Below are 26,414 nucleotides of genomic sequence, written 5' to 3'. Positions count from 1 at the left end.
CCTAACAACACCGCCCCCCATTCTTCCCGCCATAGCGCGCTTCCTGCCGGTCCCGGAAAAACGCCGTTCGGTCCATCACCGGCTGCCCCGGATGATGCGCCTCGCGATGCCGCAGATAGGCGTCATAGTCGGGCATCCCCACCATCAGCCGTGCGGTCTGGCGCAGCGTGTCGAGCAACCCGCTCATGCCGTCGGCGCCAGTTGCGCGGGGATTTCCTGCGCGGTCGGCTCCGTGCTGCGGCGCGCGGCGAGGCAGGTGCGGATCGTGAAGACCAGCAGCGACAAGACCACCGCGAGGAATAGCGCGACCAGCGCCGCGTCGATCCGGTCGTTGAAGATGATGCGCTCCATCTCCGCCATCGATTTGGCCGGGGCCAACACCTCGCCCTTGTCCGCCGCCGCGCCGAACTTGGCTGCATGGGCCAGGAAGCCGAGCTTAGGGTCAGGCGAGAAGAGCTTGAGCCATCCTGCCGACAGGGTGCAGACCAGCAGCCAGGCGGTCGGGATCATCGTGACCCAGGCGAAGCGGTCGCGCTTCATGCGGAACAGCACGGCCGTCGCCAGCATCAGCGCGATTGCCGCCAGCATCTGGTTCGAAATACCGAAGACCGGCCACAGCGTATTCACCCCGCCCAGCGGATCGGTGACCCCCTGATAGAGGAAGAAGCCCCAGGCCGCGACCGTCATCGCGGTCGCGACGATGCCCGGCACATGACTCTTGCTCTCCTTGAACGACGGCACCGCCAGCGCGATCAAATCCTGCAGCATGAAGCGCCCGGCGCGCGTGCCCGCATCCACCGCGGTCAGGATGAACAGCGCCTCGAATAGGATGGCGAAATGATACCAGAAGGCCTTCATCGCTGGGCCGCCGACGACATGGCTGAAAATTTCCGCCATCGCCACCGCCAGCGTCGGCGCGCCGCCTGTGCGCGAAATGATGCTATGCTCGCCGACATCCTTCGCCGTCTGGGTGATGAGGTCGGCCGAGATCGGGAAGCCCATGGCGGTGACGGCGGCCGATGCGCTCGCCGCATCAGTGCCGATGATCGCACCGGGGCTGTTCATCGTGAAATAGATGCCGGGGTCCAAAATCGACGCGCCGACCAGCGCCATGATCGCTACGAACGCCTCCATCAGCATCGCGCCATAGCCGATGATCGGCGCATGGGCTTCGCTGGCGATCAGCTTGGGCGTGGTGCCGCTGGAAATCAGCGCATGGAAACCGGACACCGCGCCGCAGGCGATGGTGATGAACAGGAAGGGGAAGAGGCCGCCCGACCACACCGGCCCGCCGCCGTCGACGAACTGCGTCAGCGCGGGCATTTTGAGCGGCGGGGCCATGATGACGATGCCGATGGCCAGCGCCGCGATCGCCCCGATCTTAAGGAAAGTCGAGAGATAATCGCGCGGCGCCAGCAACAGCCACACCGGCAGCACCGATGCCACCGCGCCATAGCCGATCAAAATCCAACACAGTTGCACCGGCGTAAAGGTGAAGATCGGCCCCCAGACCGGCGAGGCGGCAATCGCCTGCCCATAGACGATCGCGGCGAGCAGCCCGACAAGGCCCAGCAGCGACACTTCGCCGATCCTGCCCGGCCGGATCCAGCGCGTATAGACGCCCATGAACATCGCCAGCGGCACGGTCGCCGCGACCGTGAACATGCCCCAAGGACTCTCGGCCAGCGCCTTGACGACGATCAGCGCCAGCACCGCGAGGATGATGACCATGATCATAAACGCGCCGATCAGCGCGATCGTCCCGGCCCATTGGCCCATTTCCATGCGGATCAGTTCGCCCAGCGACTTGCCGTCGCGGCGCATGGAGATGAACAACACCATGAAATCCTGCACCGCGCCCGCCAGCACGACGCCGACGATGATCCACAGTGTGCCGGGCAGATAGCCCATCTGCGCCGCCAGCACTGGGCCGACGAGCGGTCCCGCGCCCGCGATCGCCGCGAAATGATGGCCGAACAACACGCTGCGGTCGGTTGCGACATAATCGAGCCCATCGGCGCGGCGCACGGCGGGCGTCGGCCGCGACGGATCGAGCCGCATCACATGGCGTGCGATGAACAGCGCATAATAGCGATAGGCGACCAGGAAACTGCTGACCGCCGCGACCACGATCCACAGCGCATTGACGGCCTCGCCCCGCGACACCGCCACCACGCTCAGCGCTACCGCGCCGATGATCGCCATTGCTATCCAGGGGAGGTGCCGGGTCATCGCTCTCTCTTATGATCGTCGGTCAGGGGAGCGCACAGTAGGGCGCTGCCCTCAAAAGACAATCGCCTGATAGTAGGAGGTCAGCGCCGCCGCGCGAACGGCCAATCGGTGACGCCGCCAACCCACAAGGCCCACCAGATCAACACCGGTTGCAACGCCAAACGCGGCCCATGATACCACCAGCTCAGATGCACCCCGCCCAGCGGAATGTCGCTCAGCGCATGGTGGATGTTGGCCGGCCACACGCACAAGGCATAGAGCGCCAGCCCGATACCGGCGGCTCGGCGCAGCGGCGGCAGCATCAAGCCCACTGCGCCGGCAATTTCCGCCATCCCGGTCAGCCAGATGATGGTGGCGGGGAAGGGCACCCAATCGGGCGTGATCGCGATGAAGCCATCCGGTGACCGCAAATGCGCCACGCCTGCCACGAAATAGGCCAGCGCCAGGACGATGCGGGCAATCTGCCGGGCGCGGCTGTCCCGCTGCACCCTTAGTAAATCCCGCCTTGATCCTGCAAAAAGTCGCTGTCGGTCCGGTGGCGGCGCTGGCTGGACGCGGCCTTGGCAGCGGCGACCTTGGCCTGCGCCTCGGCCTCTTCCTTGCGGATGGTGCGGCGCGGTTCCGATTCGGGCTTGAAGGCTTCCCAGATGACGGCGGCTTTCGGCTCGCTGGTCGGCCAGGCGCCATAGACGCGCTTGCCCGACCGCCGGTCGATAGGCACCATGCGGATGCCCGCCGGTGCCACGAAGGGCGTCTTGGGCATCGTCTCCAAGATCGGGGCCATCGCCGCTTTCCAGATCGGCGCGGCGATGCGGCCGCCCTGCGCCCAACCGCCCAAGCTGCGCGGCTGATCATAGCCGATATAGACCCCCGCGACGAGGTCTGGCGATCCGCCGACGAACCACACATTGGTCGGGCCGTTGGTGGTGCCGGTCTTCCCAAATAGCGGGCGCTTCAAATCCGCCAGCACCGTCGCGGTGCCACGCTGGACCACGCCTTCAGTGATGTGGACGACCTGGTAGGCCGTCATGGGGTTCATCACCTGCTTGCCCTCCATGCCGAAGCGCGGCATCGGCTTGCCGTCCCAGTTCGCCATGTTGCACCCGTCGCACGGCCGCCAGCGCTCGGGCCAGATCACCTTGCCCCGCCGGTCCTGCACATAATCCATGACCTTGGACGGGAATTGCCGACCCTGATTGGCGAGTGCGGCATAGGCGTTGACCATTTTCTCCACCGTCGTGTCGCCCGCGCCGAGCGCGAAGGAGAGATAGGCTGATAATCGCCGATCCCCATCCCCTTGATGGTGCGCACGACCTTTTCCATGCCGGTCTGGCTTGCGGCGCGCACGGTCATCAGGTTGCGCGATTGCTCCACGCCCCAGCGCATCGTCTGCGGCCCGGCGCTGCCGCCCGAAAAGTTGCGGAAGCATTTTTGCCCCAGCCCGCGCCCTGATAGACGCATAAGGGGCCATCGACGATGATGGAGGCGGGGGTCATTCCGCTGTCCAGCGCGGCGGCATAGACGAAGGGTTTGATCGTAGATCCGGGCTGGCGCATTGCCTGCGTCGCGCGGTTGTAGGAAGAGAGGCGCGCGTCGAACCCGCCCTGCATCGCGCGAATACGACCCGAATGAACTTCTTCCACGACCATGCCGCCCGACACTTCGGGAATGTTGCGCAGCGCCCAGTTGGCACCGTTACGCGCCACCACGATCAGGTCGCCGGGCTTCATCGCGGAAAAGGCGGGGCCACCGCTCTTGCGATAAGCCATTTGCGCTTGGGCGGCGGGCAACGTGCCGGTGCTGCCGTCGGCAAAGCCGATCTGCGCTTCCGACGACGTGCGACTGATGATGACGGCGACGCGCCATTCGGCATAATCGACGTCGATATAGCTCGCCGCCAATTCGCGTTCCCAGCCATTGTCGATCTTGATCTTGGCTACCGGCCCGGACCAGCCCCGCCCGGCATCGAAGCGCAGCAGGCCGTTGCGCAGGGCGCTGGCGGTGCTGTCCTGTACCACTGGATCATAGGGGCTGCGTACCCACAGGCCACCGGCATAGACGCTGTTGGGGCCATCCTCCGCCTTCTCGCCGAACAGGCCGATCAGGCGGCGACGCACTTCCTCCATATAATAGCCGCCCGCGCGCGCATCAAAGCTCGAACTATGCGTGGCGACGGTACCCAGCGGCAGCGCCGCCGCCGCATCGCGTTGCGCAGGCGTGATCCAGCCGCTTTTCACCATCTCGCCCAGCGCCCAATTGCGCCGGTCGAGCGCGCGCGCCATGCCGCTTTCGCTCTCGGGGCGATAATTGGCCGGACCCTTGGGCAGGATCGACAGATACGCCATTTCATGCAGGGCGAGGTCGGCGACATCCTTGTTGAAATAGGCGCGCGCCGCCGCCTGCACGCCGTAAGCGTTCCGGCCAAGGAAGATCTGATTGAAATAGAGTTCCAGGATCTGCTGCTTGCTCAGGACATTTTCCATGCGGTAGGCGAGGATCATCTCCTTCACCTTGCGCGTGGGCGAATATTCATCGCCGATCAGCAGATTCTTGGCGACCTGCTGGGTGATCGTCGAACCGCCGCGCGCGCGCTGGCCGGAGCCGAGCTTGCTCGCATAATCGACCACCGCGCCCGCAAAGCCCGGAATATCGACGCCATGATGTTCGAAGAAGGTCTTGTCTTCCGCCGCCAGATAGGCGCGGATCAGCAGCGGCGGATAATCGCTATATTGCAGCTGGACGCGCCGTTCGCGGGCATAGCTGTGGACCGGCTGGCCATTAATGTCGCGCACGATGGTCGGCAGCGGCGGCTCATATTCCAGCAGCGTCGCCGCATCGGGCAGACCGCGTGCGAAGATCAGCCAGAATAACAGGCAGGCGGTCAGAAACGCGCCGAGCACTATCGCGCCCCAGCGGACCAGGCGGCGCTGCCACAGGCTACGCAACACGTCCGTCACGCCACTGGCGTCGCGGCGCAGGCGATAGGCAAAGGATGACGGGGCGGTATCGGGGCTGGCCTCTTCCATGGGTACGAGGCTCTAGGGTCAAATCGCGGGCAACGCCAGTATGGATCGACGCGCGATGGTCTTACCCACCCGCCGTCCCGCCGCGCATCGCCAGCTTGCGGGCGAAATGGACCTCGATCGCGCGGGCCACACCGCGCGCGATCTGCGACTGGCCCTCGCGCGATGATAGAAACGCCGCGTCGTCGGCATTGCTGATATAGCCGGTCTCGAACAGGATCGATGGCGTGTCCGGGGCCTTGAGCACCATTAGCGACGCAAAGCGGTGATAGCTGCTGCGGAACGGCACATAGGGCGCTGCTTCGCGCTGGAGCAGTCGGGCGAAGCTGGCCGAAATGTTGAGCGATTCGCGCTGGGTCAGGTCGATGAGGATCGAGGAGACATCGCCCGACTGTCCGCCCAGATTGACGCCGTTGAGGATGTCGGCCTTGTTTTCCCGCGCCGCCAGTCGTGCCGCCTCGCGGTCGGATGCGGTTTCCGACAGGGTATAGACGGTCGCGCCCTGCGCTTGCGTATTCTCCGCCGCGTCGGCGTGGATGGAGATGAACAGGTCCGCGCCCAGCTTGCGCGCAATGCCATAGCGTTCCTGCAGGATCAGATATTTGTCATCGTCGCGCGTCAGTGCCACGCGCACCCGGCCCGATTTAACGAGCTGATCACGGATCGCCTGTGCGATCGCCAGCGTCACATCCTTCTCGCGCTTGCCCTGTTCCTTGTTGACGGCACCCGGATCATGACCGCCATGACCCGCATCGATCACCACCAGCGGTCGCGCGCCATCGCGCGATCCTTCGACCGGGGGCAGGGCGACGCCCCGCGCCGATGGCGGGATGGGTACGGTGATCGAATGGAGGCGCTTTTGCGGGCGCGCCGCCATGGCGGCAGGCGCGCCGAACCGCATCCGGCCCCTGCCGACTTCGCTGCGGAAGCGGCTATCGGTCACGCCCTGAAGCGCGAAGCTCAAAGATTTGCCGTCTGCCGCGATCTGTGGCTGACCCACCGTGGCAGGGCCGACGAGGTCGAGCACCACGCGGGCGGTGTCGTCGTTCAACTGGCCCTGCCGCACGGCCGCAACCGCGCTGCCGCCGGGGGCGAACTGGTTGCGTCCCACCTGCGCGCCGTCGATATCCAGCGCGATCCGACGCGGCGTATCCAGCAGGAAGGCCGACGCGCCGTTCACCCGATCGTCGAAGCGGACGACGACCCGATCATCCTGCACGATCACACCGGCAATACCACCGGCGATACCGGGAGCCGACAGGGCGATCATACTCGCCAGGGCAAAGCTCAGGGACATGCGCCGCTTGTGCAACGCCGCCCGGTCAGCCGTCCAGCCAAATTTCATGCTGCTCATATCCGTCCAGCGTCCCCACGCTAAACATCCGATTAAGCATTGACGTCTTGTGGCCCGGTAAAATGACAAGGTTAACGCGATTTTCACCATGGTGAGGCAGAAGGCGGCTGGCGGGCTGGTTCCACGACATAATATTTCCCGCAACCGTTGCTCCCTACCGCTTTGGCTGCTACCCATTCACATTCCTGCAATGTCCGCCGTTTCGATACGGCGCAGCGCAGGCCCAAGAAGACGGCTGGTTGGCGCGATCCGCGCCGCCGCGCCGATGTTATGAACAGGTTGACGCTGCATGAGGCATGAATTTCCATCCACGCTGACCCCGGCAACGGGCGTCGCGGCGTGGTTGGTTCGGCCCGGTGCCATGTCCGGCCCTGCCGACGCAGCAGACGCGCAATTTTTCCATCTAACCCGGACGATGCCGACATCCGCGCCCTCACCGGCGCGCAGGCGGCCGTCCCTTCACTATCGCATGGTGGCCCGGCCCAGCGCCGTCGACCGCCATCGCCGGAGAATCATAAATGACAATGCGTATGCTGATCGACGCGCGCCACCGGGAAGAAACCCGTGTCGCGGTCGTCAAAGGTAACCGGATCGAAGAATTCGACTTCGAATCCTCCGAGCACAAGCAGCTCAAGGGCAATATCTATCTGGCCAAGGTGACGCGGGTCGAACCCTCGCTCCAGGCAGCGTTTGTCGATTATGGCGGCAACCGCCACGGCTTTCTCGCTTTCAGCGAAATCCACCCCGACTATTACCAGATCCCGCGCGAAGATCGCGAAGCCCTGCTGCGCGAAGAGCGTGAGCATGCCGAAGAAGAGGCCGCGCTGCGCGCCGACTTCGACGATGAGGACGAGGATGGCGAGGGCGTCGAGATCGTCGAGGCGACCCATCATCATGACGATGATGAAGACAGCGCACCCGAGGGTGACGCCGCTGAGGGCGAGGCGTCCGAAGGCGGTCGCCCGAACCGGGGCCGTCGCGGCAAGCCCGGCGATGACGCTGCCGAAGAACTGCGCCGCAAGCGCATGGCGCTGCGCCGCCGTTACAAGATTCAGGACGTCATCAAGCGCCGTCAGGTGCTGCTGGTCCAGGTCGTCAAGGAAGAACGCGGCAACAAGGGCGCGGCCCTGACCACCTATTTGTCGCTGGCCGGCCGCTATTGCGTGCTGATGCCGAACACCAGCCATGGCGGCGGTATTTCGCGCAAGATCAGCAACGCGGCCGATCGCAAGCGGTTGAAGACGATCATCGCCGAAATGGCACTGCCGTCGTCCATGGGCTGCATCGTCCGCACCGCCGGACTTCAGCGCACCAAGCCGGAAATCAAGCGCGACTTCGATTACCTTGCCCGCCTGTGGGACGAGATCCGCGAAAAGACGCTGCAGGCCGCTGCGCCTGAACTGATCCACAATGACAGCGACCTCATCAAGCGGGCGATCCGCGATATCTACAATAAGGATATCGAGGAAGTCATCGTCGAAGGCGAGGAAGGCTATCGCGCCGCCAAGGACTTCATGCGCCTGCTGATGCCGAGCCATGTGCGCCGGGTGAAGCAATATGCCGACCCTGTTTCGCTGTTCCAGCGCGCCAGCGTCGAAGATCAGTTGGCCGCCATGTATAATCCAGTCGTCCAGCTGAAATCGGGCGGCTATCTGGTCATCAACCCGACCGAAGCTTTGGTGTCGATCGACATCAACTCGGGCCGCTCGACCCGCGAACATGGCATCGAACAGACCGCCGTCGCCACCAACCTGGAAGCCGCGCGCGAAATTGCGCGCCAGTTGCGCCTGCGCGACATGGCGGGCCTCGTCGTCATCGACTTTATCGATATGGAGAATAACTCCAACATCCGTAAGGTCGAGAAGGCGATGAAGGAAGCGCTGCGCGACGATCGCGCCCGCATCCAGGTCGGCCGCATTTCGGGCTTCGGCCTCATGGAAATGAGCCGCCAGCGTCTGCGCACCGGCGTGTTGGAAGCCTCGACCCGCCAATGCCCGCATTGCGAAGGCACTGGCCTTGTCCGCACCGCCTCGTCGGCAGGCCTGTCGGCGCTGCGCATGTTGGAAGAGGAAGCGGCCCGTGGTCGCGGCAATTGCATCACGCTGCGTGCCAGCCAGGAAGCGGCCTTCTACGTTCTTAACAACAAGCGTCGCGAACTGGACGAGATCGAGCAGCGCTATGGCGTGCGGATCGAAATCCTGCCCGATGGCGAAGTCGAAGGTGCGCGCATGTCGGTCGAGGCGAGCGGCCCGCGGCCCGAGCGCGTCGTAAGCTACGCCCCGCTTCCCGAAGACGAAGATGATTTCGATGTTGTCGAGGACGAGGAAGAAGCCGAAGTCGAGGAAGAAGAGGCCGAGGAAGCCGAAACCCCGGCTGAAGCGACCGATCGCGCGGATCGGGGTGAGGATCGCGACGGCGGCCGCCGCCGCCGCCGCCGTCGTCGCCGTCGTGGTGGATCGCGCGAAGATGGCCAGACCGAAGGCGCTGCCGAGGACGAAAATGCTGTCGATAGCGATAGCGAAGCCGATGCCGACGCAGAGGGTGAAGCCGAAGCCGAGCCCGTCGAAGCCAATGACGGCAACGAAGAGGAAGGCGGCGCACGTCGTCGCGGTCGTCGCGGTCGTCGTGGCGGTCGTCGCCGTCGCGAAGGCGGTGAAGAAGCGGTGAGCGCGGAAGCCACCGAATCGGCCGATGCCGAGCCGGTTGCGGAAGATGCGCCGGTCGAGGCAGCGCCCGTCGAGGAGGTTGCCGCAGAGGAAGCCCCCAAGACCCGCCGTCGCCCGCGCGCCCGCAAGCCCAAGGCTGAGGTCGAAGCGGTTGCGGAGACCGTCGCAGCACCGGCCGAACCGGCTGTTGCCGAGGAAGCGCCTGTCGAAGCCGAAGCCCCGGCTAAGCCCAAGCGCACCCGCCGCACCAAAGCGCAGATCGAAGCGGCTGCCGCCGTCGAGGCCCCTGCTGCCGAGGAAGCGCCGGCCAAGCCCAAGCGCACCCGCCGTAAGAAGGCGGACACCGTCGCGCAGGATGCGGCACCCGATGCCGCAGTTGAAACGCCTGCGCCTGTCGAGTCGACGCCGGCCGAACCGGCACCCGCTGCCGAACCCGTCGCCGCTGCAGGCGATGGGGACAACGGCCAGAATGAAGGCGGCCAGAATGAAGACGGCCAGAATGAAGACGGTACGCCCCGTCGCGGCTGGTGGCAGCGCACTTTCGGCCAATAAGCCGGACGGGACGCCACAGCCATGAACAAGCGCCGCTGCCCTGCCGGTCCCGACCGGAGCGCAGCGGCGCTTTTCATTTCGCCCCGCTTCACGCGCCGTTCAGGGCGACCATGGCACCGCGCGGCGGTGATGGTCTGCTCTCCCACATGCCACGGTCACTGCTGATGCGGGGCCGGTTGAAACTCGTCGCGCTCGCGGCCTTGGCCCTTGCCAGCGTCGCGCGTCCCGCGTTGGCGCAAAGCATATTGCGCGATGCCGAAACCGAAGCCTTCATGGCGGATATGTCCGCTCCGTTGGTCAAGGCGGCAGGCATGCAGCCGCGCAATGTCGAGATCATGGTCATCAACGACCCCGAAATTAACGCCTTCGTCGCGGGCGGCCAATATGTCTGGGTGCATAGCGGACTGATCGCGCAGGCGGACAATGTGAACCAGGTGCAGGGCGTGGTCGCGCACGAACTGGGCCATATCGAGGGCGGGCATATCGTCCGCTTCGGCGAAGGCATGCGCGAAGCCACTGGCGTGACGCTGCTTAGCCTCGTGCTGGGCGCGGCCGCGATCGCGGCGGGCGGCGCGGAAGCAGGGTTGGGCATCATGGGCCTTGGCCAGCAGGCGGCGATGAGCAAGTTTCTGGCCTTTTCGCGCGGGCAGGAAAGCTCGGCCGATCTGGCGGGCGCCCGCTATCTGAGCGCTGCGGGTGTCAGTGGCAAAGGCAGCCTGGAATTCTTCAAGAAGCTGCAAAATCAGGAATATCGCCTCGCGATTCCGCAGGACAATAGCTACGGCCGCACCCATCCGCTGTCGGGCGAGCGCATCAATGTGCTGCGCGAAGTCTATACCGTCGATCCCGCCTGGGACAAGCCGATCGACCCGCAGCTTGAAGCCCGGTTCGAACGGATCAAGGCCAAGCTGGTCGGCTTCGTGTCCGAACCGACGCAGACATTGATCAAATATCCCGAAAGCGACCAGTCGATCCCGGCCCATTATGCCAGGGCCTATGCCTGGCACAAAAGCGCCTACCCACAGCGCGCCTTGTACGAGGCCGATGCGCTGCTCGCCGCTGCGCCGAACGACCCCTATTTTCTGGAGCTCAAGGGCCAGATATTGCTTGAAAGCGGTCGTCCAAAGGACGCGGTAGGCCCCTTGCGCGAAGCGGTGAAGCTCACCAACCAGCCGCTTATCTCCGTCCTGCTCGCCCATGCGCTGATCGCGACGGAAGATGAAGCCAATTTCGCCGAAGCCGAAGATGTGCTCCGCATTGCGGTGGCGCGCGACCGGGAAAATCCCTTCGCCTGGTATCAGCTGGGCGTGGTCTATGCCCGCCGTGGTGATACGCCGCGCGCTGCGCTGGCGACGGCGGAACGCTATGCGATGATGGGCCAGCATCCCATGGCGCTGCGCAGCGCCGACGCGGCGATGCAGGGGTTGCAGCAGGGCACGGTTGACTATCTGCGGGCGCAGGATATCGCCATGACCTCGCGCGCGGTGATCGAGCAGCAGCGGAAGAAAAGATAAAGATGACAGACCAGCCCCGGCCCAGCTTTCGCGCGGCCCTTTCCAACAGGACGATCCAGATGACCCTTGGCGCTTTTGCCTTTATCGCGGCGGCCGCCGGCACCGCGCTCGCTGTGCAGGCACCCGCGACCGTTGCCGCTACGGATAAGGCAGCGATCGAAAAGATCGTCCACGACTATATTCTCGACCATCCCGAAATCATTCCGCAGGCGATCGAAAAATTGCAGGCCAACCGGATGTCGACCACCATCACCGACAACCGCGCCGCGCTTGAAAAACCCTATGCCGGGGCGTGGGAAGGTGCGGCCAATGCCGACGTCACCGTGGTCGAATTTTTCGACTATGCCTGCGGCTATTGCCGTGCCTCGCTGCCCGACCTTGCCAAACTGGTCGCCGCCGACCCCAAGGTGAAGGTCGTCTATCGCGAACTCCCCATCCTGTCGGAAGAAAGCAGCGACGCGGCCAAGGTCTCGCTGCTCGCCGCCGAACGCGGCCAATATATGGCTTATCATAAGGCGCTGTATGGCGCGGGCCGGGTGACGCGTGACAGCATCATCAATGCAGCGGGCAAGGCGGAGATCAGCAAGGCCGACGCCGAAGCCGCCATCGCATCGAGCAAATATGACGCCGAAATCCAGTCCAACATCGCGCTTGCCCAGAAACTGCAGGCGAGCGGCACGCCGACCTTCGTGATCGGCGGCCAGGTGCTGAACGGTGCGGTCGGCTATGACGCGCTCAAGAACGGCGTCGCAGCCGCGCGCGGGAAATAATCGTGTCTCCGTTCGGTTCGAGCTTGTCGAGAACTCTGGCGCCAGAGTTCTCGACAAGCTCGAACCGAACGGTAACCGGCACCAAGCTCCACCATTGACTTCCACCCCTCCTTTGCCTATCGGACGCACCCTGACTTGCGGCCGCTGCTTTGGCGGCCCTTTTTTGTCACGCCCGATTCTCTAGTTGTTTTTTGAGGAATGAACGATGAAGCGCACTTTTCAGCCGAGCAATCTGGTTCGGAAGCGCCGTCACGGTTATCGCGCCCGCATGGCGACCCCCGGCGGCCGCAACATCATCCGCGCCCGTCGTGCGCGCGGTCGCAAGAGCCTGAGCGCCTGATCGAGCGGCCGCCGTCGACCGCGCCTGCCATTATGGGCAGGCGGGCCGATTTTCTGGCGGCCAATCGCGGCAAGCGCGCACCGATGCCGGGCTTCGTCCTGCTGGTGCGCGACCGTGCCGATGGCGATCCGGCGATGCGATTCGGCATCACGGTCACGAAAAAAGTGGGCGGCGCCGTCATCCGTAACCGGATGAAGCGCCGCTTTCGCGTTCTCGCGCGCGAATTATTGCCGCTCCATGGCTTTGCTGGAGCAGACCATGTGCTGATCGGCCGCGATGGCGGGATCGAGCGCGATTTCACCCTGCTGCGTACCGAATTGCAAAAGGCGCTGGGCAAGATCGCGCGCGCCCCGGAAGCGGGTGACAGCCCGCCGCGCCATGGCGCGCGGGCGGGGCATGGCCGGGGCAAGGGCGGGGGCGAGGGCGGCGACCGGGGCAAAGTCCCGTGATCGGCCGCCTGCTCATCCTGATCGCGCGCGCCTGGCAACTTGGCCCGTCGCGCATCCTGCCGCCCTCCTGCCGCTTCGCGCCCTCCTGCTCGGAATATGCGATTCTCGCGATCCGCAAATATGGCGCGATCAAGGGTAGCTGGCTGGCGGGCAAGCGGCTAATGCGATGCCACCCATGGGGCGGGTCGGGCTATGACCCGGTTCCTTGACCCAAGACACAAGAGACGGCGGAGCCGAATAGCGTGGACGACAAGAAGAATATCATTCTCGCGGTTTTGCTGACCGCAGCGATCCTGTTTGGCTGGCCCTATGTATCGGGCTATTTCTTTCCGACCGCCAATCCGCCGGTCACCCGGATCGAAGGGGGCAAGACCACCCCGGTCGCCAACCCCGCTGCGGACCCGGCCGCCGACAGCCCCGCCGCGATTCGCGACCGCGCCGTCGTGCTGAAGGAAGGCCCGCGCGTCCCCATCCGCACGCCCAAGCTGGTTGGCTCGATCAACCTCAAGGGCGCGCGCATCGATGACATCGTGTTGCCGACCTACAAGGAAACGATCGCCAAGGATTCCGCCGACGTCCGTCTCTACAGCCCGGCCGGAACGCAGGATGCCTATTTCGCTGGCTTCGGCTGGCAGGGGGAGGGGCTCAAGACCCCGAACAAGGATACGGTCTGGACCGCCCAGGGTAGCGCGCTGACGCCCACCAGCCCCGTCACCCTGACGTGGAACAATGGTGCGGGCCAGCTTTTCGAAATCCGTCTGTCGGTCGATGAAAATTACATGATCACCGCCGCGCAGAAAGTGTCGAACAGCGGTGCCGGCACGGTTGGCGTGAAGCCTATGGCTATATCAGCCGCACCGGCGTGCCCAAGGATCCCGACACCTGGACCATCCATATCGGGCCGATGGGCGTGTTCAACAACGCTGCCAATTACGACGTCAACTATAGCGATCTCGACGAAGGCCCCTCGACCCGCGAGTTCCAGTCGAAGGGTGGCTGGATCGGCTTTACCGACAAATATTGGCTCTCCGCGCTCGTGCCGGGCAAGGATGCCGATTTCGCGGGCCAGTTCCGTAAAGGGGCTGGCACCCAATATCAGGCCGATGTCGCGCTCGGCTCGACCATGCTCGCGCCCGGCAAGGCCGTCACGCAGACCCAGCGCCTGTTCGTCGGGGCCAAGGAAGTCAAAACGCTCCAGGCCTATGAGCGCGATGGCGTGAAGCTGTTCGACCGTGCGATCGACTGGGGCTGGTTCTATTGGTTCGAACAGCCGATCTTCGCGCTGCTCCACTGGCTGTTCGAAACGCTCGGCAATTTCGGCGTCGCCATCATCTGCCTGACCTTCGTGGTCCGGGCGCTGATGTTCCCCGTCGCCCAGCGTCAGTTCGCCAGCATGGCCGCGATGCGCGCGGTGCAGCCCAAGATGAAGCTGCTGCAAGAGAAGTATAAGGACGACAAGCCCAAGCTCCAGCAGGAGATGATGGCGCTCTACAAGACGGAGAAGGTCAACCCGCTCGCGGGCTGCCTGCCCATCTTCATTCAGATCCCGATCTTCTTCGCCCTCTACAAGGTGCTGATGCTGACGATCGAAATGCGGCACCAGCCCTTCGTGCTGTGGATCAAGGATCTGTCCGCGCCTGATCCGCTGCACATCCTCAACCTGTTCGGCCTGCTGCCCTTCACCCCGCCGTCCTTCCTGGCGATCGGAGTGCTGGCGGTGCTGCTCGGCATTTCGATGTGGTTGCAGTTCAAGCTCAACCCGGCCCAGATGGACCCGATGCAGCAGCAGATCTTCTCGATCATGCCCTGGATGATGATGTTCATCATGGCCCCCTTCGCGGCAGGCCTGCTGGTCTACTGGATCACCAACAACTGTCTGTCGATGGCGCAACAATGGTGGCTCTACAAACGCCACCCCGCGCTGAGCGTGGCAGTCGCGAAGTGACCATGACGCCCATCCTCCCCTGGCAGGGGAGGTGGCTGGCCGCAGGCCAGACGGAGGGGTGTCGCCCTCTCGATAGCGGGACATCCCTCCACCGGCTTCGCCGGTCCCCCTCCCCTTGCGGGGGAGGAATGAAAGATGACTGATATGGATAACGCCGACATCATCGAAGAAGCGCGCAAGGTCTTTTCCGGCCCGATCGCCTTCCTCAAATCCGCGCCTGCCCTGGAATTCCTACCCGACATGGCGGTGAACGAAGTCGCTTTTGCGGGCCGCTCCAATGTCGGCAAATCCTCGTTGCTCAACGCGCTGACCAACCGCAACACATTGGCGCGCACATCGAATACGCCGGGCCGCACCCAGGAACTCAACTTCTTCGACGTCGGCGAACCGCTGCGCTTCCGCCTTGTCGACATGCCGGGCTATGGCTATGCCAAGGCACCCAAGGACGTGGTGCGCAAATGGAAGTTCCTGGTGAACGACTATCTGCGTGGTCGCGCCGCGCTCAAGCGCACCCTGGTCCTGATCGACAGCCGTCACGGCATCAAGGAGGTCGATACCGACATGCTCGACATGCTCGATGGTGCTGCGGTTAGCTACCGCATCATCCTGACCAAGGCGGACAAGATCAAGGCGAGCGAACTGGAACAGGTGTTCGTCGATACGGCCGCCGCGATCCGCAAGCGTCCCGCCGCCCATCCTGACATCATCGCGACGTCGGCGGAAAAGGGCATGGGCATCCCCGAATTGCGCGCCGCCGTGCTGGAGAGCGTGACCCAGGGCTAAGTGCTTGACGAACCGGCCCGGCATCGGGAAGGAAGCGCGCTTCGACAAGCCCGCCGCGACGCGCTAAGGAGCGTGCAGCGTCGGCCGGGCCGCCGTCACTTGGAGATGAGACTATGCGCGCCGAAGCGCAGCAATATATCGATCGTATCGACGCCGCGCTGGACCTGTTGCGCCGCTTCCTCGACTGGGACCGCGCGTTGCGCCGCCTTGACGAGTTGAACGCCCGCGTCGAAGATCCGACGCTGTGGGACAATGCGAAGCTGGCGCAGGAAGTCATGCGCGAACGCACCCGGCTGGACAGCGCGATCGGCGCGACCCGCGCGATCGCTTCTGAAAAGTCCGACAATGCCGAACTCATCGAAATGGCCGAGGCCGAGGGTGATGAGGATATGGTGAGCGAAGCCATCGCCTCGCTAAAGGCGCTGGCCGACCGCGCCGATGTGGACAAGATCAAGGCCTTGTTGGCGGGCGAAGCCGACGCCAGCGACACCTATCTCGAAATTCACGCCGGCGCTGGCGGCACCGAAAGCCAGGACTGGGCCGAAATCCTCTCGCGCATGTATCGCCGCTGGGCGGAACGGCGCGGCTATAAGGTCGAACTGGTCGATTATCAGGCCGGCGATCAGGCGGGCATCAAGTCCGCGACCTTCCTGATCAAGGGCGAAAATGCCTATGGCTATGCCAAGACCGAAAGCGGCGTCCACCGCCTGGTCCGCATCAGCCCTTATGACAGCGCCGCGCGCCGCCACACCAGTTTCTCGTCGGTGTGGGTCTATCCGGTGATCGACGACGATATCGATATCGAGGTCAAGGAAAGCGACCTCAAGATCGACACCTATCGCGCATCGGGCGCAGGTGGTCAGCACGTCAACACCACCGATTCGGCCGTCCGCATCACCCACGTCCCGTCGGGCATCATCGTCGCGTCGCAAAATGACCGGTCGCAGCACAAGAACCGCGCCACCGCGATGAACATGCTCAAGGCGCGCCTTTACGAGGCTGAACTGGCCAAGCGCGAAGCCGTCACGGCGGGTGAATATGCGGCCAAGACGGAAATTGGCTGGGGTCATCAGATCCGTTCCTATGTCCTGCAACCCTATCAGCTGGTGAAGGATCTGCGCACCGGGGTCACATCGACCGCGCCCGACGATGTTCTGGACGGCGCGCTCGATCCCTTCATGGCTGCCGCTTTGTCGCAAAAGGTGACAGGCGAGACGGTCGATGTGGAGGATGTCGACTGATGATGCGCCTGGCGCTGGTGGGCATTTCCGTCCTGCTGGCCGCCTGCGACATGCTGTCGCCGGGCGACGGGACCAAGCGGGCCGCCGCCGCCCAACCCTTTCCCCAGGCCGATCGGCCGGTTGCGCCGATCGTTTCGACCCGCTGGTCCAGCGAGGAAGCGCGCGACCGCGTGCATGAGGCGGACGATATCATGGACCGGGCGGGCATCCGCCCCGGCATGACCGTAGCCGACATTGGCGCCGGGGAGGGCTATTATACCGTGCGCCTCGCGGCGCGCGTGGGGGCGGAAGGCCGCGTGTTGGCCGAAGACATCATGCCTGAAGTGATCGAGGCGCTGTCGCGCCGTATCACCCGCGAAAAATGGGATAATGTCAGCGTCAAACTCGGCGCGCCCGAAGATCCGCGCCTGCCCGAAAACAGCTTCGACCGCATCTTCATGGTGCATATGTATCATGAGATCGCCGAGCCCTATGCCTTCCTGTGGCACCTGTCTCCGGCGCTCAAAAACGATGGCGAACTGATCGTCGTTGATGCCAATCGGCCGACCGACCAGCATGGGACACCGCCCCGCCTGCTCGCCTGCGAACTGGCGGCCATGGGGTTCCGCATGGAAGAATTGATTCCCAAGCCAACTGCGGGTGGTTATTTCGCCCGTTTCCGCCGTATTGCCGCGCGCCCCGATCCGGCGAGCATCGTCCCCTGCGCCCTCAATGAGGGGTAAAGAGGGTTAATGCTCTCCTGACGCTGATTGCGAGGGAACGGATGGCCGATGCTTTGGTTGTGTCCCCCACCGGGAGGCATAGGATTGCTGGAAAATCATCATCTCGGCGCGGCGCGTCGTGCGACGCGGCTCAAATTGTTTGAACCTGTTCTGCTGCGTATCCAAGGGCACGCGGTACGGGCGCATTTGCTCGACTTGTCGGCAACCGGCGCGCTGGCGCATTGCGACAGCCCGCCATGCGTGGGCGACCATGTCCTGATCGAAGCCAGCACATTGGGTGTCGCGGCCCGGGTCATGTGGGTGCGCGCCAAACGCTTCGGCATCCATTTCGACCTGCCCCTGCCGCAGCTCACCGTCGATCGCGTGGTGCGCGGGGACTAGCCCCTTCGCCGCCAACGCCGGAACAAAGATACCCCCAACACCCCACTAGCGACCACCGCCGCGATCGCGCCACCCGCCGATGCCAGTGCCCATGCCCCGGCCGCGATCAGGCCCGTCAGAAAATCGACGATGATAAGGGTAAGGTGGATCATGGGGGAAGGACAGGGGCCTTACGCCCCCAATTCCTTCGCCTCCTGATATTTCAGTTCCAGAAACCGGTTCTGCGTCGCCAGCTTGTTGAGGTCGCCACTCGCCAACTGTTCGCTCATCCGCGCGATTTCCGCGTCGATCACGCCTAGCCCGTCGACCAACTGCTGTTCGGGCACCCGCCCGTTTCGCTCTGCGCGCCGCATCGGCTGGGGGATGGATTGATAGCCGGTCACAAGCTCGGGCAGATGGTCGGCCAGCAAGCGACGCACATCCTGCGCGGCCGGGTCTTGCGGGTCGAGCCGTTCCAACTGCGGTGCCAGCGTCTCCAGCTTGACGCCGATACTGTCAACCAGCGTGATGGCGGGCGCAGGCAATGCCTTGCGCTGATTCTCCAGCCAGATTTCGGTCTGGAGGGGCAGGGCGGTGAGCGGTGTCTGCGCCAGCGCTTCGGACTTGACCCGTGTTTCCGTCGGCAACAGGGCGATCAGCAGCAGCGCAGCGATCATCACGCCCAACGCGATCATGACGCCCGTTATGCCAAGCGGCAGCACGAATCCCGCGACCGCGCTGCCCAGCACCACCGCCAGCACAGCCCAGAACGCATATTTGACCTTGCGCATCAGCCCCGCATTGCGCCGCTGCCGCGCCCGCGCAGTCAGGCTCTGCCCGCGCTCGCTATGGCGGCGCAGCACGGCTTCGGCATCGGCTAAGACGCGATCGGACCGGCTCATAGCGGCAACCTCCGTTCGTTTCGAGCGAAGTCGAGAAACACAGGCATTGCACGAGCCGCTTCTCGACACGCTCGAAGCGAATGGAGACGGAGGCGGATCATCCTCACCCCTCGATCGCGCTCAACAGCGAATTGTCCACCCGCACGTCGCGCGCTGCCTCGGCCTGGCCCTGCGCCCGCGCGATATAGCCCTTGGACTTCTCCACCTCGCCCGACAGCGTGGTCACCGTCGTTTTCATATTCTCCAGCGCCTTCATCTTGAATGCGTCGATATTGTCCATCGTGTCATAGATATTCTGGAACGCCCGTTGCAGCGTTTCGATCGGGATCGTGCTGGACGCGGCCTGTTCGTGGATCTGTGCGGTCTGGCTTTTCAGCAATTCGCCGGTGCGATCGATCATGTTGGCGGTCGTGGTGTTGAGCGCGCTGATCTGTTCCAGTACCAGCCGCTGCCCGGCCAGCGCCTGCGCCACCGTCACCGCCGTCCGCAGGGCCGCGACCGTGGTCGTGCTGGCGCGGTCCACGCCCTTGACCAATTCGATATTATTCTTCTTCACCAGATCGAGCGCGAGATAGCCCTGCACCGTCACCGCCATCTGGGTCAGCAGATCCTGCGTCCGCTGGCGGATGTAGAAGAGCGCGCTTTCGCGGATCGCCTTGGCCTTGGCCGGATCGTTCGAATCCAGCTCCAGCGCCTTGGCCTCCAGCCGCGCATCCATCGTCTTGCTGATATGGATCATCTGTTCCAGCCGACCCATGGTCTGCCACATATTCTGCCGCTCGACGTCGATCGCGGCATTATCCTTGATCAGCGTGTCCTTGCCGCTGGCCAGCGACCCCAGGATCGCGTTGATATGCCCCTGCGCGCTTTTATAGCCGTCGAAATAGTCGCGCATCTTGTTGCCAAACGGGATGATGCCGAACAGCTTCTTGGGCGCGAGCAGATTGCCGCGCTTGCCGGGGTCCAGATCCTCGACCGTGCGGCGCAGTTCGGCGAGGTCCGCGCCGACCTTGGTGTCGCTGTCCATTGCGCGCACGGGCCGGTCGAGGAAGCGATTGCTATGCCCCGCCGCCTCGGCGATTTCCTTGCGTCCCATATTGGTCAGCTGGTCGACCCGCACCCCGAATTCCGGGCTGTTGGCATCCTGCGCCACCAGATCGTCGATGAAGGCATCGACCTTCTCGTCCAGCTTCGACTTCTTCGCCTCGTCGATCGGCACCAGCCCCGCCGCCTTGTCGGCCGCGACGACGGGCACCGGATCGGGCGCAGTCAGGTTCAACATATCGGCAGTCGCGGTCTGGGTCGCGGTGGGCGCAGTGGTAGCCATGCTATCTCCTTGGGTGTTATATTGATATAGAACACCTGCGCTTCAAGGCGCAATCGTCGTCGTAATGATAGGGGCCGCGCCCCACGATGGGAAGCGCGAAGGCACCGGCCCGTTGGCTTGGCTACTGCCCCGCTCTTGCCGCAACGCGTCATTTCCTGTAGGGGCGCGGCCGAAGCCTCTGCGTGACCTTGTGTCGGCGTGGGCCAACACATATCCCGAAGGCAAGACATGTCCCTGCGTAATATCGCCATCATCGCGCACGTCGATCACGGCAAAACCACCCTCGTCGACCAGCTTTTCCGCCAGTCCGGCACCTTCCGCGAGAATCAGCGCATCGAAGAGCGCGCGATGGACAGCAACGATCTTGAAAAAGAGCGCGGCATCACCATCCTCGCCAAGCCGACCTCGGTCGAGTGGGAAGGCACTCGCATCAATATCGTCGATACACCGGGCCACGCCGATTTCGGCGGCGAAGTCGAACGCATTCTCTCGATGGTCGATGGCGTGATCCTGCTGGTCGATTCGTCCGAAGGCGCGATGCCGCAGACGAAGTTCGTGACCGGCAAGGCGCTGGCGCTGGGTTTGAAGCCCATCGTCGTCGTCAACAAGGTCGATCGCCCCGACGAACGTATCCAGGAAGTGCTGGACGAAGTGTTCGACCTGTTCGTGAGCCTTGAAGCCACCGACGAACAGCTCGACTTCCCCGTCCTCTACGCCTCGGGCCGCAACGGCTATGCCAGCGAAGACCCGACCCGTCGTGAGGGCACACTGCGTCCGATGTTCCAGAAGATCGTCGATCACGTGCCCGCGCCCGCCGTGGAAGTCGACGGCGTGCCCTTCACCTTCCTGGTGACGCTGCTCGACCGCGACAATTTCCTCGGCCGCATCCTCACCGGCCGCGTGACCAGCGGTTCGGTCAAGGTGAACCAGGCGATCCACGCACTCGACATGGACGGCAAGGTCATCGAAACCGGTCGTGCGTCGAAGATCATGTCCTTCCAGGGTCTCGATCGCGTGCCCGTCGATGAAGCCAAGGCTGGCGACATCATCTCGCTCGCGGGGCTTGCCGTCGCGACCGTTGCCAACACCATCTGCGACATTTCGGTGACCGAACCGATCCAGGCGCAGCCGATCGATCCGCCAACGCTCTCGATGCGCTTTGCCGTCAACGATTCGCCGATGGCCGGCCGTGAAGGCACCAAGGTCACCAGCCGCATGATCCGCGATCGCCTCGCCCGCGAAGCCGAATCGAACGTCGCAGTCAAAGTGACCGAGAGCGCCGACAAGGACAGCTTCGAAGTCGCGGGTCGCGGCGAATTGCAGCTGGGCGTGCTCATCGAAACGATGCGCCGCGAAGGCTTCGAACTGTCGATCAGCCGCCCGCGCGTGCTGTTCGGCACCGACGAGGACGGCAACAAGACCGAGCCGTATGAAACCGTCATGATCGACGTCGATGATGAATTTTCCGGCACGGTCGTCGAGAAGATGAACCTGCGCAAGGCCGAGATGACCGACATGCGTCCCTCGGGCGGTGGCAAGACCCGCATCACCTTCTCCGCGCCTTCGCGCGGCCTGATCGGCTATCATGGCGAATTCCTGTCCGACACGCGCGGCACCGGCATCATGAACCGCCTGTTTGAGAAATACGGCCCGCACAAGGGCACGATCGAAGGCCGCAAGAATGGCGTCCTCATCTCCAACGGGTCGGGCGAAGCCAATGCCTATGCGCTGGGTCCGCTCGAAGAACGCGGCATCCTGATGGTCGGCGTGGGCGAAGCGCTGTATGAAGGCATGATCATCGGCCAGAACGCCAAGCCCGATGACCTCGAAGTCAACCCGATGAAGTCGAAGGCGCTGACCAACTTCCGTGCCAGCGGCAAGGACGACGCCGTTCGTTTGACCCCGCCATGGAAGCTGACGCTGGAACAGGCCATCGCCTATATCGACGATGATGAGCTCGTCGAAGTCACGCCCAAGACCATCCGTCTGCGCAAGCGCTGGCTCGACCCGAACGAGCGCAAGCGCATGAGCCGCTCGAAGGCGGCCTGATCAATCCTCCCCGAGCAAGCTCGGGGAGGGGGACCATCGGCAAAGCCGATGGTGGAGGGGCAGGGGCGTTACAGCGCTCCCGCCCTTTTCCTATTGAAAGGAATCCCATATGGCCGACCTCTACCTCAAGGCGCTGACCGCCGAACGCCGCGCCCTCTGGGCCGAATGCCGCCTCAAGGGGCTGGCCAAGGATACCCCCCAACGCTTGCGCATCGTCGAAATCGACGCGCTGCTGGCCGCGCACAAGGCGAAGCAGGACGCCAGCAAGGCCAAATAGGCGCGCAGTTCCCCTGATCGCGTTGCCTGGCAAAGCGGCTGGCCATGCCGCTGCCCCGCTCATATAGTCGCCCCGACCATCCTCCACCTGCCGAAAGCGCCTCATGCATCTTCTCATCGGCCTTGCCGGCATCCTGCTCATTCTCGCCGTTGCTCTCGCCCTCTCGTCCGATCGCCGCGCTATCAACCGCGCGTCGTCGGCGCGGCGTTCCTGTTGCAGGCGGGGATCGCGCTGTTGGTGCTCTATGTGCCCGCCGGGCGCACGATCATCGCTGGCATGTCGAAGGGGGTGTCAAACCTGCTGGGCTATGCGCAGGCGGGGACCGATTTCATCTTCGGCCCGCTTGCCAGCCCCGAAATCGGCGGTGCCAGCTTCGCCATCGCCGCGTTGCCAGTCATCATCTTCTTCGCCAGCCTGGTGTCGATCCTCTATTATCTGGGCGTGATGCAATTCATCGTCCGTTGGGTCGGCGGCGCGATCGAGGCGGTGACGGGCGTGTCGAAGGTCGAAAGCCTCTGCGCGGCGGCCAATATCTTCGTGGGACAAAGCGAAAGTCCGCTGGTGATCCGCCCCTATCTGGCCGCGCTCACCCCCTCGCAACTCTTCACCGTGATGACCAGCGGCATGGCCGGGGTCGCAGGCACCATCCTTGCTGCCTATGCGTCCATGGGTATCCGCATCGACTATCTGCTCGCCGCCAGCTTCATGGCCGCGCCTGGTGGGCTATTGATGGCCAAGATCATGATGCCCGACCCGCATGTGCCGGTGCAGGGCGAATTGCCACTGGGCGACACGCCCGACGTCCCCTTGCCCGAAATGCGGATCAGCGGCGTCGGCCCGGCCGCGCTGCTGCCCGAAGGTACGCCGGGTGAACCCATGCCCGTCGCCAGCCATGACGAAGAAAAACCCGCCAACCTCATCATGGCCGCCGCCCAGGGCGCGCAGACCGGGGTGAAGCTCGCCGTCGCGGTCGGTGCGATGGTGCTGGCCTTCGTCGCGTTGGTCGCGCTCGCCAACGGCATATTGGGCGGTATCGGTGGCTGGTTCGGCTATCCCGATCTCAGCTTCCAGATGCTGCTTGGCTATGTCTTCTCGCCGATCATGTATCTGCTCAACATCCCTTGGGAAGAAGCACAGGTGGCTGGCGGCCTGTTCGGAACGAAGGTCGTGCTCAACGAATTCGTCGCCTATATCAACCTTGGACAGGTGCAGGACGCCTTGTCGCCCGCGACGATCGCCATCGTCACCTTCGCGCTGTGCGGCTTCGCCAATTTCAGTTCGATCGCGATCCAGATGGCGGTGACTGGCAACCTGGCCCCCAACCAACGACCGATGATTGCACGGTTGGGGCTGAAAGCGCTCGTCGCAGGCAGTCTCGCCAACCTCATGAGCGCGGCGCTCGCCGGACTGATGCTCAGTCTGCGCTGATGCCGGTCCTTTTGCTATCGTAACGAAAATACTACCGCCGAGTCCGCAAGTCGGTTATGGTTAACCCATGGAAGCAAAGACAGTTTTCGCGGCAGCGCTGACGGCCCTGTTGGCATCACCGCCTGTTCTGGCGCAGGCACCAAAGCCGGGGTCGCTTGAAACCTACAAGGACTGGACCATCGGCTGCGACAATCGCAACCGATGCGAAGCGGTCGCGCTGATGCCCGAACGGGCCGACTGGCCGGACGTCCCGCTGATGATCGGCGTTGCGCGCGATGCCGGACCGGAGGCTTCCGCCGAAATCTGGATCAGCCGGGAAGGCAGGGGCCTGACCGATGTCAGCTTCCAGATTGATGGCGCACGATCGCGACGGCCCGCGCAAGCGATGGCGAAGCAAAGGTTCGGGGACCACAGGCCGCAGCCCTCGCCATTGCGATGGCACGCGGATCGACGATGACAGTCCGCGCCGGCAGCAAATCATGGGGCACGCCCTCGCTCGCCGGATCGGCCGCGGCGCTGCGCTATATGGATGCGCGCCAGGGTAGGGCGGGCACCATGACCGCCCTGGTCGCAACTGGCCCTTTGGGTCCGGCTGCGGTCAAGCCCGCGCCTGCCGCCCCACGCATCCGCCGCGCACCCGTGCCGAACGGCGCAGCGCCAGCACCCCTCTGGCGTGAGGAACTGGCCAAACTTCTGACCTTTACCCGATGCACTGGGGAGATACGCAGCGACCAAAGCCCGCAGTTGCATCGCCTCAGCAAGACCGAAACGCTGGTTCTCGTCCCCTGCGGATCAGGTGCCTATAACGCCACCTCGGTTCCGGTCATCGCCAGCGGCATAGCCGGTCGCCGTAGCTTCCGCTTCGCTCCCTTCGACGCTGCGCCCGGCTGGCTTGGCGATGACACGCATCCCACCCTGGTCAATGTCGGCTGGACGCCTGAAAAATCCCGCCTCGACAGTTTCGCCAAAGGGCGCGGCATTGGCGATTGTGGCGGCAGCGAAGCCTATGTCTGGGACGGCACCCGTTTCCGCCTGGTCGAAGCTACCAGCATGGGCGAATGTCGGGGGGTATGGCACTGGATTCCGACCTGGACGGCCCAGGTTGCCGATTGAGACAGTTTCCTCGCTAAAACTCTACCCGACGCATCAATCCTACATCCGTCCGGGCTGAGCCTGTCGAAGTCTTTTCTCTTTGCTACCAAATATGCGATCTTTTTCGCCCGCCAGGCCGACCACTACCCCGCCCGCGCCAGAATCAGCGAAAACAGTCCATCGGCGTCGGTCCACTCCCGCACCGGCTCCCAACCGCCCGACCGCAGCAACAGCCGCCCGTCGCGAACGCCATATTTATGGCTGCTTTCCGTGTGAATCGTCTCGCCCCGCGCCATGCGGAACGCTTGGCCCGCAACATGGAAGTGCAGCGGCCGCACCGCTTCCAGATGCATCTCGACCCGCGCCTTGGCATCGTTCCAACGCGCGCGGTGGGCGAAGCCATCAATGGGCAGGTCGCCTTCCAACTCGCGGTTGATCCGCGTAATCAGGTTGAGGTTGAACGCCGCTGTCACGCCCGCAGCATCGTCATAGGCGGCGATCAGCCGGTCTTGATCCTTGATCCGGTCCATCCCGATCAGCAGCATCGCGCCATCGGCGACCGACGCATCGTCCAGCACACGGCGCATCGCGCGCAGCAGATCGACCGCCGCGTCCGGCTCCATATTGCCGATGGTCGATCCGGGGGAAAAAAGCCAAGCCGGGGGCATCGCCCCCGATCGCTTTTGGGGCAACGTCAGCGGCTGGTTGAAATCGCCTTCCAGCGGGATCACCGGCAGATTGGGGAAAGCCTGCGCCAGGGTCGCGCTGCTCGCCCGCAGGAAATCGCCACTGATGTCGATCGGCACATAGGCCCCCGGCGCGATGGCGCGCAGCAGATGCGGGGTCTTGCGCGAACTGCCCCGCGCGAACTCCACGACCGCGCGGCCTTCTCCCCATGCCCTCGGCAAAAGTCCGGGCCATGCTGCTCCAGCAGCGCCGTTTCGGTGCGTGTGGGATAATATTCGGGCAGGTCGGTGATCGCCTCGAACAATTCCGACCCATGCCGGTCATAGACAGATGGGTGGCGTCGCTGGGCTGGCGAGACAGGCCATCGACGATGTCGCGGCGAAAGGCTGGATCGACCGCTTGGGTTGCGGTCGGTGCGTCGTCTGTCAGCAGCATGGTCGTTACAGATCCTTCGCCAAGCGCAGTCCGGTGAACTGCCAGCGTTGATGGGGGTAAAAGAAATTGCGGTAGCTCGCCCGCACATGCCCGCGCGGCGTAGCGCAACTGCCGCCCTTCAGCACGAACTGGCCCGACATGAACTTGCCATTATATTCGCCGATCGCGCCGGCGCTGCCTTGAACCTGGATGGGGGCGTGATAGGCGCTGCCGGTCCATTCCCACACATCGCCCGAACATCTGCGTCAGCGATGCGGTCGCATCGG

19 protein-coding genes and 6 pseudogenes are annotated in these 26,414 nt (G+C 64.0%); 15 read left to right on the top strand and 10 right to left on the bottom strand.

Annotated elements, in window-relative coordinates:
- Position 1: 1 nt before the first annotated feature.
- The 5 genes and pseudogenes from BF95_RS08825 to BF95_RS08805 all read right to left on the bottom strand — a co-directional run bounded on the left by BF95_RS08825 (position 2) and on the right by BF95_RS08805 (position 6,600).
- Positions 2-187, bottom strand: a complete 186-nt coding sequence (locus BF95_RS08825) for a YbdD/YjiX family protein (RefSeq protein ID WP_043150916.1) — start codon at positions 185-187, stop codon at positions 2-4.
- A complete protein-coding gene (locus BF95_RS08820) occupies positions 184-2,232 on the bottom strand; it encodes a carbon starvation CstA family protein (RefSeq protein WP_043150914.1) in 2,049 nt (682 codons plus the stop codon). The genes BF95_RS08825 and BF95_RS08820 overlap by 4 nt, the downstream gene beginning before the upstream one ends.
- 80 nt (positions 2,233-2,312) lie before the next feature.
- A complete protein-coding gene (locus BF95_RS08815) occupies positions 2,313-2,720 on the bottom strand; it encodes a DoxX family protein (RefSeq protein ID WP_200866922.1) in 408 nt (135 codons plus the stop codon).
- A gap of 2 nt (positions 2,721-2,722) precedes the next feature.
- Positions 2,723-5,258 (bottom strand): annotated as a pseudogene (locus BF95_RS08810) (penicillin-binding protein 1A).
- Positions 5,259-5,319: 61 nt separating this feature from the next.
- Positions 5,320-6,600, bottom strand: a complete 1,281-nt coding sequence (locus BF95_RS08805; RefSeq protein WP_043150990.1) for an N-acetylmuramoyl-L-alanine amidase — start codon at positions 6,598-6,600, stop codon at positions 5,320-5,322.
- Between the two features lie 527 nt (positions 6,601-7,127).
- Between BF95_RS08805 and BF95_RS08795 the strand changes: the two genes are divergently transcribed.
- The 11 genes and pseudogenes from BF95_RS08795 (at position 7,128) to BF95_RS08745 (ending at position 17,972) form a co-directional block, all read left to right on the top strand.
- The gene (locus BF95_RS08795) at positions 7,128-9,827 is read left to right on the top strand and encodes an Rne/Rng family ribonuclease (protein WP_043150908.1); all 2,700 of its coding nucleotides are present in this window, start codon (positions 7,128-7,130) and stop codon (positions 9,825-9,827) included.
- A 164-nt stretch (positions 9,828-9,991) separates the two neighbouring features.
- Positions 9,992-11,341: a M48 family metalloprotease gene (locus BF95_RS08790; RefSeq protein ID WP_152542626.1), complete on the top strand. Its 1,350-nt coding sequence runs from the start codon at positions 9,992-9,994 to the stop codon at positions 11,339-11,341.
- A gap of 2 nt (positions 11,342-11,343) precedes the next feature.
- Positions 11,344-12,111, top strand: coding sequence for a DsbA family protein (locus BF95_RS08785; RefSeq protein ID WP_051519930.1), 768 nt, complete (start codon positions 11,344-11,346; stop codon positions 12,109-12,111).
- A 205-nt stretch (positions 12,112-12,316) separates the two neighbouring features.
- Positions 12,317-12,451, top strand: coding sequence for a 50S ribosomal protein L34 (rpmH, locus tag BF95_RS08780; RefSeq protein WP_006959075.1), 135 nt, complete (start codon positions 12,317-12,319; stop codon positions 12,449-12,451).
- A gap of 32 nt (positions 12,452-12,483) precedes the next feature.
- Complete coding sequence (gene rnpA, locus BF95_RS08775; RefSeq protein WP_043150906.1) at positions 12,484-12,900, top strand: ribonuclease P protein component; 417 nt, start codon at positions 12,484-12,486, stop codon at positions 12,898-12,900.
- A complete protein-coding gene (yidD, locus tag BF95_RS08770; protein ID WP_043150905.1) occupies positions 12,897-13,109 on the top strand; it encodes a membrane protein insertion efficiency factor YidD in 213 nt (70 codons plus the stop codon). The genes rnpA and yidD overlap by 4 nt, the downstream gene beginning before the upstream one ends.
- A gap of 33 nt (positions 13,110-13,142) precedes the next feature.
- Positions 13,143-14,845: pseudogene (yidC, locus tag BF95_RS08765) on the top strand (membrane protein insertase YidC).
- Positions 14,846-14,980: 135 nt separating this feature from the next.
- Positions 14,981-15,628 (top strand): ribosome biogenesis GTP-binding protein YihA/YsxC, encoded by a 648-nt coding sequence (gene yihA / locus BF95_RS08760; RefSeq protein ID WP_043150902.1) that lies wholly within the window; start codon positions 14,981-14,983, stop codon positions 15,626-15,628.
- 113 nt (positions 15,629-15,741) lie between these two features.
- Complete coding sequence (gene prfB, locus BF95_RS08755; protein ID WP_043150901.1) at positions 15,742-16,869, top strand: peptide chain release factor 2; 1,128 nt, start codon at positions 15,742-15,744, stop codon at positions 16,867-16,869.
- Complete coding sequence (locus BF95_RS08750) at positions 16,869-17,591, top strand: class I SAM-dependent methyltransferase (RefSeq protein WP_043150899.1); 723 nt, start codon at positions 16,869-16,871, stop codon at positions 17,589-17,591. The genes prfB and BF95_RS08750 overlap by 1 nt, the downstream gene beginning before the upstream one ends.
- An 84-nt stretch (positions 17,592-17,675) precedes the next feature.
- Positions 17,676-17,972 carry a PilZ domain-containing protein gene (locus BF95_RS08745; RefSeq protein ID WP_043150898.1) on the top strand — a complete coding sequence of 99 codons (297 nt, stop codon included), beginning with the start codon at positions 17,676-17,678 and terminating at the stop codon, positions 17,970-17,972.
- Here the strand turns inward: BF95_RS08745 and BF95_RS28215 are convergent.
- The 3 genes from BF95_RS28215 to BF95_RS08735 form a co-directional block, all read right to left on the bottom strand.
- Positions 17,969-18,124 carry a hypothetical protein gene (locus BF95_RS28215; RefSeq protein ID WP_200866921.1) on the bottom strand — a complete coding sequence of 52 codons (156 nt, stop codon included), beginning with the start codon at positions 18,122-18,124 and terminating at the stop codon, positions 17,969-17,971. The two genes, BF95_RS08745 and BF95_RS28215, sit on opposite strands and share 4 nt — an antisense overlap.
- Positions 18,125-18,142: 18 nt before the next feature.
- Positions 18,143-18,853: a hypothetical protein gene (locus BF95_RS08740; protein WP_043150897.1), complete on the bottom strand. Its 711-nt coding sequence runs from the start codon at positions 18,851-18,853 to the stop codon at positions 18,143-18,145.
- A gap of 103 nt (positions 18,854-18,956) precedes the next feature.
- A complete protein-coding gene (locus tag BF95_RS08735) occupies positions 18,957-20,180 on the bottom strand; it encodes a toxic anion resistance protein (RefSeq protein ID WP_043150896.1) in 1,224 nt (407 codons plus the stop codon).
- Between the two features lie 228 nt (positions 20,181-20,408).
- Between BF95_RS08735 and typA the strand changes: the two genes are divergently transcribed.
- The 4 genes and pseudogenes from typA (at position 20,409) to BF95_RS08720 (ending at position 25,047) form a co-directional block, all read left to right on the top strand.
- Positions 20,409-22,229 carry a translational GTPase TypA gene (typA, locus tag BF95_RS08730; RefSeq protein WP_043150894.1) on the top strand — a complete coding sequence of 607 codons (1,821 nt, stop codon included), beginning with the start codon at positions 20,409-20,411 and terminating at the stop codon, positions 22,227-22,229.
- A gap of 109 nt (positions 22,230-22,338) precedes the next feature.
- Positions 22,339-22,506: a hypothetical protein gene (locus tag BF95_RS28210; RefSeq protein ID WP_200866920.1), complete on the top strand. Its 168-nt coding sequence runs from the start codon at positions 22,339-22,341 to the stop codon at positions 22,504-22,506.
- Positions 22,507-22,609: 103 nt separating this feature from the next.
- Positions 22,610-23,934 (top strand): annotated as a pseudogene (locus tag BF95_RS08725) (NupC/NupG family nucleoside CNT transporter).
- A 67-nt stretch (positions 23,935-24,001) separates the two neighbouring features.
- Positions 24,002-25,047 (top strand): annotated as a pseudogene (locus BF95_RS08720) (DUF1176 domain-containing protein).
- A gap of 122 nt (positions 25,048-25,169) precedes the next feature.
- Here the strand turns inward: BF95_RS08720 and egtD are convergent.
- Together egtD and BF95_RS08710 are read right to left on the bottom strand one after the other, a co-directional pair.
- Positions 25,170-26,148 (bottom strand): annotated as a pseudogene (egtD, locus tag BF95_RS08715) (L-histidine N(alpha)-methyltransferase).
- A gap of 5 nt (positions 26,149-26,153) precedes the next feature.
- Positions 26,154-26,414, bottom strand: a pseudogene (locus BF95_RS08710) (SUMF1/EgtB/PvdO family nonheme iron enzyme); the annotation flags it as partial.

Origin of the sequence: Sphingobium sp. Ant17 (genome assembly GCF_000588875.1) — a bacterium.
GTDB lineage: Bacteria > Pseudomonadota > Alphaproteobacteria > Sphingomonadales > Sphingomonadaceae > Sphingobium.
The sequence above is the reverse complement of the archived record's forward strand: the minus strand, read 5'-3'. Positions and strand labels throughout refer to the sequence as shown.

Coding starts and splice junctions, on each gene's coding strand:
- BF95_RS08825 (WP_043150916.1), bottom strand. CDS start 187: ATGAGCGGGTTGCTCGACACGCTGCGCCAGACCGCACGGCTGATGGTG.
- BF95_RS08820 (WP_043150914.1), bottom strand. CDS start 2,232: ATGACCCGGCACCTCCCCTGGATAGCAATGGCGATCATCGGCGCGGTA.
- BF95_RS08805 (WP_043150990.1), bottom strand. CDS start 6,600: ATGAAATTTGGCTGGACGGCTGACCGGGCGGCGTTGCACAAGCGGCGC.
- BF95_RS08795 (WP_043150908.1), top strand. CDS start 7,128: ATGACAATGCGTATGCTGATCGACGCGCGCCACCGGGAAGAAACCCGT.
- BF95_RS08790 (WP_152542626.1), top strand. CDS start 9,992: ATGCGGGGCCGGTTGAAACTCGTCGCGCTCGCGGCCTTGGCCCTTGCC.
- BF95_RS08785 (WP_051519930.1), top strand. CDS start 11,344: ATGACAGACCAGCCCCGGCCCAGCTTTCGCGCGGCCCTTTCCAACAGG.
- rpmH (WP_006959075.1), top strand. CDS start 12,317: ATGAAGCGCACTTTTCAGCCGAGCAATCTGGTTCGGAAGCGCCGTCAC.
- rnpA (WP_043150906.1), top strand. CDS start 12,484: ATGGGCAGGCGGGCCGATTTTCTGGCGGCCAATCGCGGCAAGCGCGCA.
- yihA (WP_043150902.1), top strand. CDS start 14,981: ATGACTGATATGGATAACGCCGACATCATCGAAGAAGCGCGCAAGGTC.
- prfB (WP_043150901.1), top strand. CDS start 15,742: ATGCGCGCCGAAGCGCAGCAATATATCGATCGTATCGACGCCGCGCTG.
- BF95_RS08750 (WP_043150899.1), top strand. CDS start 16,869: ATGATGCGCCTGGCGCTGGTGGGCATTTCCGTCCTGCTGGCCGCCTGC.
- BF95_RS28215 (WP_200866921.1), bottom strand. CDS start 18,124: ATGATCCACCTTACCCTTATCATCGTCGATTTTCTGACGGGCCTGATC.
- BF95_RS08740 (WP_043150897.1), bottom strand. CDS start 18,853: ATGAGCCGGTCCGATCGCGTCTTAGCCGATGCCGAAGCCGTGCTGCGC.
- BF95_RS08735 (WP_043150896.1), bottom strand. CDS start 20,180: ATGGCTACCACTGCGCCCACCGCGACCCAGACCGCGACTGCCGATATG.
- typA (WP_043150894.1), top strand. CDS start 20,409: ATGTCCCTGCGTAATATCGCCATCATCGCGCACGTCGATCACGGCAAA.
- BF95_RS28210 (WP_200866920.1), top strand. CDS start 22,339: ATGGCCGACCTCTACCTCAAGGCGCTGACCGCCGAACGCCGCGCCCTC.